The sequence below is a fragment of the Nitrospirota bacterium genome (genome assembly GCA_040752355.1).
Taxonomy (GTDB): domain Bacteria; phylum Nitrospirota; class Thermodesulfovibrionia; order Thermodesulfovibrionales; family Dissulfurispiraceae; genus JBFMCP01.
In genome coordinates this window covers 38222-46784 of sequence record JBFMHE010000025.1, presented here as the reverse complement: position 1 = coordinate 46784, position 8563 = coordinate 38222, and the positions used below count along the sequence as shown (strand labels likewise).

General features: G+C 60.4%; 7 protein-coding genes. 6 read left to right on the top strand and 1 reads right to left on the bottom strand.

Going from position 1 to position 8563, the window contains the following annotated elements:
• Positions 1-264: 264 nt before the first annotated feature.
• The 3 genes from AB1805_15335 (at position 265) to ggt (ending at position 4956) form a co-directional block, all read left to right on the top strand.
• Complete coding sequence (locus tag AB1805_15335) at positions 265-1488, top strand: hypothetical protein (protein ID MEW5746802.1); 1224 nt, start codon at positions 265-267, stop codon at positions 1486-1488.
• A gap of 208 nt (positions 1489-1696) precedes the next feature.
• Entirely contained in the window at positions 1697-3028 is a 1332-nt protein-coding gene (locus AB1805_15330; protein ID MEW5746801.1) for an ATP-binding protein, read from the top strand.
• A gap of 272 nt (positions 3029-3300) precedes the next feature.
• On the top strand, positions 3301-4956 hold the full coding sequence (gene ggt, locus AB1805_15325) for a gamma-glutamyltransferase (protein ID MEW5746800.1): 1656 nt from the start codon (positions 3301-3303) through the stop codon (positions 4954-4956).
• Here ggt and AB1805_15320 read toward each other — a convergent pair.
• Positions 4943-5029 carry a hypothetical protein gene (locus tag AB1805_15320; GenBank protein MEW5746799.1) on the bottom strand — a complete coding sequence of 29 codons (87 nt, stop codon included), beginning with the start codon at positions 5027-5029 and terminating at the stop codon, positions 4943-4945. The genes ggt and AB1805_15320 overlap by 14 nt on opposite strands.
• Here AB1805_15320 and AB1805_15315 point away from each other — a divergent pair.
• Genes AB1805_15315 through AB1805_15305 form a run of 3 tightly spaced genes read left to right on the top strand, consistent with a single transcriptional unit; the run spans position 4992 to position 8556 of the window.
• The gene (locus AB1805_15315; protein MEW5746798.1) at positions 4992-6662 is read left to right on the top strand and encodes an L-lactate permease; all 1671 of its coding nucleotides are present in this window, start codon (positions 4992-4994) and stop codon (positions 6660-6662) included. The two genes, AB1805_15320 and AB1805_15315, sit on opposite strands and share 38 nt — an antisense overlap.
• Complete coding sequence (locus tag AB1805_15310; GenBank protein ID MEW5746797.1) at positions 6659-6877, top strand: hypothetical protein; 219 nt, start codon at positions 6659-6661, stop codon at positions 6875-6877. Before AB1805_15315 ends, AB1805_15310 begins: the two co-directional genes overlap by 4 nt.
• A complete protein-coding gene (locus tag AB1805_15305; protein MEW5746796.1) occupies positions 6877-8556 on the top strand; it encodes an L-lactate permease in 1680 nt (559 codons plus the stop codon). Before AB1805_15310 ends, AB1805_15305 begins: the two co-directional genes overlap by 1 nt.
• The last annotated feature ends 7 nt before the right edge of the window (positions 8557-8563 follow it).

Below are 8563 nucleotides of genomic sequence, written 5' to 3'. Positions count from 1 at the left end.
TCCCGAGGGGCGACCGCGACATCGAGCAGCACATCATGCAGAACCTGAAGCACTTCATCGGGAGGGCAGGGCTCAACGACTGGGAGCTGAAGATGCTCCACGGCATCATCTCCCAGATCGAAAAAAAAATCGTCAGGAAGGACGGCTGAAGAGCTTTTTGACTGTAAGTAGATCATCCACTATACTTTACTTGAGGAAGGAGACAGGTACACTCATGGCATGATTACCGGTATTAAAAGCGAGAAGCGATAAGGAGGGTAGAGCATGGCATTCAATCCGCTGCAAGAGAAGGGCATTCCCCTTGAAAAGCAGATACGCGGCTGGGCCGAGCTGAACGTTCAGCCCTATAATAAAAACGAAGTGCATCCCTACACGCGCACGAGGGGCATACTGATGAACGGCATCGAGGTCGAGGCGGCGCTCTGCTCTCACGAGTGCGCCCGCCATATCGCCGACCTCGATCTGAAGAGGAATCTCGCCTTCATCCGCAGGCTCGAGCAGCAGCAGCAGAAGGCGGTCAACTGGATGATTCCGGGGGATGAGTCGACTCTCGAAGTGACCATAGGGTACGAGCAGCTGGCGGTCGATCTCACGGCCTATCTTGCGAGGACGGTCCCGGACCCCTACTTCAAGCAGGTCCTCGACTTCGCCCTCATCGAAGATTTCGACCACCTCTACCGGTATGCCAACCTCATGGAGATGTCGGAAGGGAAAAAGGCGGAGACGCTCGTCGGCGACTACACCGAGATCATGCCGGGGCGCCCCACCATCAAGGAGCACCGCCATCCCTATGATGAAATCAGGAATTTCGTCGACCGTACGGCAGGCCCGCCGCTGAACCAGCTCTATGCGCTGACGATCACCGCTGCGGAGCAGCAGACGATGAACTACTATATGAACGTCGGCAACCGCCTTACCGACAGCCTCGGGAGGGGGATATACCTCGAGATCGGCCAGATCGAGGAGCAGCATGTATCGCACTATGAATCGATGATCGACCCCCGCATGTCGATGTACGAGATGATGGTGATGCACGAGTACAACGAGTGCTATCTCTACTACTCCTGCTTGCAGACCGAGACCGATCCGCGGGTGAAGAGCGTATGGGAGATGCATCTGAACATGGAGATCGAGCATCTGAAGTACGCCTGCGACCTGATGCGGAAGTATGACAAGAAGGACCCGGAAGCCATCCTTCCCAGAGAGATGCCGGCGCCCATCGTCCTGGAGTCGAACATCGACTATGTGCGCGATATCATAGCGACCCAGACCGACCTGACGGCGCTCGAGACGGGCTTCATCCGCAGCAGCGAGCTCGAGCCGAACGCGCGCTACTTCAAGTACCAGAAGGACGTCAATACGGACGGCGTGCCCACCGAGCTCGTCATCGAACAGAACAGGGTGAAGAGCGGCAGAGAGTACCGCCATGAGGTGAAGGGCCCGCACCCTCTCGAGGAGTTCAGGATGCCCGCGATGGCGGCACGATAGCAGTCCTCATCACTATCCCGCCTCTTCCCACGTCCTCCACCAGACCTCAGGGGGACAGAAAAGGGCTTAGACACCGGTGTCTAAGCCCTTCCTTTGCGGCGATTTGCTATAATGAGGGTACGGTGCTCATGTCCGAATCGGCCTTCCACGACAGGGCTCCGGTGCAGTGGACGATACCAGGAGCTCTTCTCTTCCGGCTATGCATACGTTGGACTATATACTCGAGCGTATCGAGACCAAAAAGAACGATTACAATTTCTACAATTTCACACAGCGGGAGAACAACGCCCTCAAGGCCTTTTTCGACCTCTCCCAGGAATTCGACGAGATCGACGATTTCTGCCAGGTCTGCGCCTTTGTCCCGAAGGTCTTCCTCGGCCTCGATACGCGCCTTTATCTCATCACCCCCCGGCACAGCGACCTCTCCCTCGTCGCAAAGACGGAAGGCCCCGAAGAGGGGCTCTCCGCAGCCCCGCCCGCCGGCATGCATCCCGACGAGCATCCTTATTACACCGAAGACAGGAGCCTCGTGCTCACGATCAGGGGCAAGCGGCCATTGATCGACCAGCTTCCCTTCGAGACCTCGAACGAAGTGTTGGGCCTGCTCGAGGTCTTCCCGATCAGGGAGAAGGACCTCCACCTCGAGCTCTTCTTCGAGAAGTATGCGAACCGCATCGGCTTCAATCTCCACAACCGTTACCTCGCCGAGAAGAACGTCGAGCACCTCCGCTTCATACGCTCCCTCGTCGCCGACATCGAGCACAACATCATCGTCCCCAATATGGTCTACAAGCTCTTCCTGCGGCGGCTGAAAGGAAAGATCGAAAAGAACATCGAGATAGAGAAGCTCCTCTGCCGCTGCGCCGAGGGCGGGGACGAGACCTGCATCGAGCGCATCTTTGCGGAGCTCGTCGAGGTGAACCAGGGATTGACCGAAGAGTTCGAAAACATCGAGAAGCACTACCGGAACATGAGCCTCTTCCTCGAGACGCTCCTGCGCAGAAGCCACTTCGACCAGGGGCGTCTCACCCTGCGCACCAAGCCGTGCAACATGAAGCGGGAGGTGATCCAACCCCAGCTCGAGCGGTATATCGACCAGTTCAGGGACATGGGCATCGCGATCAACGACGCGGTGAGCGGTATTCCCGATGAAGAGGTGATCAGCGTCGTCGACGTGGGGCTCATCGCCCAGGTCTATGCAAATCTCTTCTCGAATGCGCTGAAGTACACCAGGGAGGTCGTGGACGAGAGCGGCGGGAGAAAGAAATACATCTCCTACGGCCGCGAGGTGGTCCCGGACTATTTCGGCCCGGGAAAGGACGGCGTGAAGTACAATGTCTTCAGCACCGGGCCCCACATAAATCCCGATGAGCGCCAGATCATCTTCGAGGAGGGCTACCGGGGCTCGAACGCCAAGGACCGGCCCGGCACCGGCCACGGTCTGGCGTTCATCAGGAACGCGGTCGAGATACACGGCGGCATCGTGGGATACGAGCCGACGCAGTACGGGAACAACTTCTATTTTATTCTGCCCCGGTAAAAAGACAAGTAGGAAGTAAGAAGTAAGAAGTAAGAGATGCTCTCACCCGCAGCGCCGGGCGCCGGAGGCGGTCATGGTGGGGCGGCCCCGGCGCTCCCCGAGGTCGATGCCCCCCGTTAACAAGAACGTCTCCTTGAATGTACTCACCTTATACCCTAAACTTTTAAGTAGGATAAGACAACCGCATTGAGGTCATACAAGACCTGCCCTCACCTCTCTCTCAAGCGCTTTAGACTGAGCTGAAATATCATAACCATTAAGAGGAGGCGCTTATGAGCGTAGCATCTCAGCAGTACCGGCAATCTACAGGACGTCCCGTTACTATGGGAACCAGGGCCATGGTGAGCACTTCTCACTATCTCGCCAGCGCGGCAGGATTTTCAATGCTCGACAGGGGAGGTTCCGCTGTTGACGCGCTCATCGCCGCCAATGCGACGCTTGCAGTAGTTTACAACCATATGGCAGGCCTCGGCGGCGATCTGTTTGCCCAGGTATGGGACCCGAAGACGTCGAAGGTAGAGGCATTGAACGGGTCCGGCCGCTCCGGTGAACGGGTCACGATCGATGCGTATCGTTCCAAGGGGTGGGATAAAATTCACCCGAGGGGCCCGCTCGCCGCCAATACCGTTCCCGGTGCGGTTGATGCCTGGAAGCAGCTTCATCAGCGGTACGGCAAACTGGAGTGGAAAGAGCTGTTTCGACCGGCTATTCAGCATGCACGGGGATTCCCTATCTCGCAGAAGTTCCGCGACTACATCGAACAGTATTCTGACATGCTGCAGGGGTTCGAGACCGCATCCTCTATCCTTCTGCCGGGCGGGCGGGCACCGAGGGCAGGCGCCATCCTGCGTCAGCCGGACTTGGCGAGCAGTCTTTCCCTTGTCGCCGAGAAAGGCTCGGATGTCTTTTACCGGGGAGAACTGGCGGAAAAGATAGTAAACGGGCTCAAACAGGCGGGCGGACTCCTGACCGAAGATGATTTCGCTTCCCACTCCTCCGATTGGGTGGAGCCGCTGCGCACCAACTATAAAGGATACGAGGTCACCGAGCTCCCGCCGAACACCCAGGGCGTCGCCACCCTGATGATCCTGAACCTGATCGAGGCAATGGATCTGCAGGAGATCGGCGAGGGAACTGCGGATTACTACCACCTGATGGCCGAGGCGGTGAAGCTCGCCTTTGCGGACCGCGACCGCTGGGTAACCGATCCTGCGACCCTTGACATCCCCTACGACCGGCTGCTCTCGAAGGAGTATGCCGCGGAGCGCCGCCGCATGATCGATATGAACCGGGCCACGCCCGAGGGCGATATCCAACCCGGCGCCACCGAGCCCGCAATGGCGGGGCACGGCGGCGGCGATACTGTTTATATGTGCGCGGCGGATGAGGACGGTCTCTGCGTGTCGCTCATCCAGAGCGTCTATTTCGAGTTCGGATCAGCGTTCATCCCGCCCGGCACCGGCATACTCCTGCAGAACAGGGGCTCGTTCTTCAAGCTCGACCCCGACCATCCCAATGCGCTCGCGCCGCGGAAACGCACCTTTCATACTATCATCCCGGCGATGGCGCTCAAGGACGGCAAGCCTGCGCTTCTGTTCGGGACTATGGGCGGGGAGGGCCAGCCCCAGACCCAGACGGCGATGCTCACCCGTATGGCGGACTTCGGCTTCAATGTCCAGGAAGCGATCGAGGCGCCGCGCTGGCTCTATGGAAGGACCTGGGGCGAATCCTCACGGTCGCTCAAACTGGAGGGACGCATACCGGACGGCATCGTTACGGAGCTGAAGCGTCGCGGCCACGATGTCCAGATGATGGAGGACTGGTCGCAGAAGATGGGACATGCCCAGGCGATATGGATCGATAGAGAGCAGGGTGTGCTGCATGGCGGCGCCGACCCCCGCGGTGAAGGGCTCGCTATCGGCCACTAAGCCGCCGGAAGAGGATTCCCGGAGGAGAGGCGGTCATGAAGGAAAGCATTGACGTATCCTTTTGGCTCTGGATCGTTGCCGCCGCTCCTCTGGCGGCGATACTCATCCTGCTGGTGGGGCTTCGGTGGAAAGCGGCGACTGCCGCTCCCGTCGGGTACTTCATCGCCACGATCGCGGCCCTGACGCTCTTCCAGGCATCGCCCCGCATCATCGCCCTGCAGACGGTCAAGGGAGTGTGGGATGCGATCTTCATTCTCTATGTGATTGTCCCGGCGCTGCTCCTCTATCAGGTCTCGAAAGAGGCCGGCGCGTTTCAAGCATTGCGGCGCGGTATCGAGGCGTACACCCCGAACGACCTGCTGCATGTCCTCGCCTTCGGCTGGGTCTTCGCCAGCTTCCTGCAGGGCATCACCGGCTTCGGAGCCCCCATAGCCGTAACCGCGCCGCTGCTGGTCGCCGTCGGCGTAGTCCCGGTCTGGGCGGTCATCATCCCTTTGATCGGCCATGCCTGGGCCAATACTTTCGGCACACTGGCTGTGGCCTGGAACGGGCTGCAGCTGGTAACCGAGATGCAGAGCCCGGCTACGACCGCTATCATAGCCGCGGTAATGCTGCTCCTGGCCAACCTTCTGGCCGGACTCACCATCGCCTGGCTCTTCGGCAAAGGGAGGGGCATTCGTGAGGGCCTGCCCGTGGTGCTGATCATAGCAGCGGTCCATGGTGTCGGACAGCTTATCCTCGCGCCGCTCGTGCCCGAGCTGGCCGGCTTCCTTCCGGCGACCATAGCGGTGGGCGTCGTGATCATGCTGGGAAGGAGCCGCTGGTACCGGAACCCCACCGGGGTCGAGACCAGCCGGGTCATGCAGAAAGGCGAGCTGCAACAGCAGCGGGGAGAAGACCGGAAAAAAGAGAGGGAGGAGGGCGGTTCCGAGCAGAAAGAGATATCACTCCCGCTGGCCCTCTCTCCCTATCTTGTGCTGATCGCCCTGATAGTCCTGGTGCTGCTCATTCCTCCCGTTAAAGACGCTCTTTCCGCCTTTCAGATCGGCCTTTCCTTCCCGGAGCTCGAGACGGGACGGGGAGTCGTAACAGAGGCTGCCGATGCATACAGCGCCTTCTCTCCTTTGACACATCCTGGCACGTTTCTGCTTCTCTCTGCGATCTTTGCCTTTGTGGCGTTCCGCAGGGCGGGCACAATAGATCGGGGCAGGATGGATGAGGTGCTGATCAGGACCATTCGCACCAGTATCCCTTCCGCTGTTGCCCTTTTCGCCCTGGTGCCCCTGGCAAAAGTGATGGAAGGCTCCGGGCAGACCCTCGAGCTGGCGCTCGGCATTGCCGGTGTCGCGACCGGAACGGTGTACGCATTCGTCGCGCCGCTGATCGGAGCAGTCGGATCGTTCATGACCTCCAGTAATCTGTCGTCGAACATCCTCTTCGGCCCGCTCCAGGAACGCACCGCAGCCGCCCTGGGCGTTGCGCAGGCGGCGATCCTTGCAGGGCAGACTGCGGGCGCTGCGGTAGGCAACAGCATCGCGCCGAGCAATGTCCTGCTCGGTATCGGTTCGGTGGGTTTGACCGGCAAGACCGGCGAAGTAATTCGCCGTACAATCATCTACATGCTGGTCGGTGTGCTCCTGGCGGGAGCCGTGTCGCTTCTCTATGTGCTCTTTTTGTCGGGAGGAGCAGGAGGGCCTGCACAATGAAATGGTACAAGCAGCGGGTGTGGCAGATGGGAGCAGGAGCACTGATGATTCTGTTCGGCGCATGGCTCGCCTACAGCGCTGCCGCAAGGGAAGTGACGAACACTCCGCTCCTGTGGACCGCCCTTGCCCTCATTTTTTTCGGACTTCTCGTGCCCCTTCTGGCAAAAGCCCTCGAAGCTGCGCAGGATAAAGAAGGGGAGGAGGACGAAAGCTGATGAACGCCGCTCCGCCGGTCACGCCCCTTACCTGGCTCGCGGCGTTCCTCCCTATTCTGGTTCTCCTGGCGCTGCTGGTGTGGCGCCGCTGGAGCAGCTCGGCCGCAGCCCCCCTCGCTCTGGCCGGTGCGGTAGCTGCCGCGCTGCTTCTTTACCGCACCCCGCTGCACACGCTGGTGGTTGCGGCAGGAAAGGGTATCTGGGACGCTATTTTCGTGCTGTATGTCATCTGGCCCGCGCTCATTCTTTACAATGTGGCCAACGAGGCCGGGGCCTTCGGCGCCATGCAGCGGGGCCTGCGCCGCCTCATACCCGACCGGCTGCTGGTAGTGCTGGCCTTCGCGTGGGTGCTTGCCTCATTCATACAGAGCATCGCCGGCTTCGGCACGAACCTGGCGGTAACGACGCCCCTGCTGATCGGGCTGGGCGTACAGCCGGTGTATGCCGTCCTGCTGCCGATGATCGGGGCGTCGTGGGCCAATATGTTCGGCTCGCTGGGTACCGCATGGCTGGCCACCCAAACCGTCGTCGATATTCCCGATACCACCGTTATGCTGCGGTATGCTGCGGCGCTCATCTGGGTTCCCAACCTGATGGCAGGGATTGCGATCGCCTGGTTTTACGGAAAGACCTGGGCGCTGAAGCGCGGCGGTCCCGCCATAGCAGCGCTCTCGCTGATTCAAGGCGGATTGCAGTTTCTCCTGGTGCCGATAATCCCTGCCATAGGTACGTTCCTCGCAACCTCCGCCGCTCTCGGGGCGCTCTTTATTCTTAATCGCTGGGGGTTCTATCGTCAGCAGGACCGGGATGAGCCGCACCTGATTTTCACCGAGTCGGGGAAGCGGGCCTTTTACGAAGAGAACGAAGAGCATGAAGCAGAAACATCGGCGAAGCGAACGGCGGCTTCAGGAAAACGGGGACCGCGCGAGAGACCGGGCATGTCGCTGACGCTCGCCTTTGCTCCCTACGCCATACTTGCCGTCCTCGCCGTCACTGCGCTGCTGATACCGCCTGTCAACCGTCTCCTCGAGCAGTTCCGGGTGGGCCTGCCCTTCCCGGACGCTACTACCGGGTTCGGAGTGGAGCAGAAAGCGGTCGACGCTTACGCCGCCTTTACTCCGCTGACGCATCCCGGCACCCTGCTGCTGCTCTCGGCTGCGGCGGGCTATCTGCTTTACCGCGGAAGAGGCTTATATGGAAAAGAGGATACGCCCGGATCCCTGCTCTCGCAGGCGGCGGAGGACGCCTTGCCCGCCACCACCGCGATCGCCGCCCTGCTGCTGATCAGCAAGGTGATGGACCACTCGGGTGAAACGACGGTGCTGGCCCTGGGAATAGCGCAGGTATCCTCTCCTGCGGTCTATGTGGGAGCGAGCGACTTCATCGGCATCCTGGGGTCGCTGGTCACCTCATCCAACACGGCCTCGAATGTCCTGTTCGCCCCGCTGCAAGCCACTGCCGCGCGCGCCCAGGAGCTTTCGGTCAACCTGATCCTCGCGGCGCAGTCCGCCGGAGGAGCGGTGGGCAATGCGATGGCTCCCGGCGATGCCCTCCTGGGCGCCACGGTGGCGGGCCTGTCGGGGAGGATAGGGGCTGTGCTGGCGAGAGCGCTGCCGTGGACATTGATAACCGGCGCGCTCGTCTCGGCGTTCACGCTCGGGATCTACTTCTTAATGTGAGAGCGAG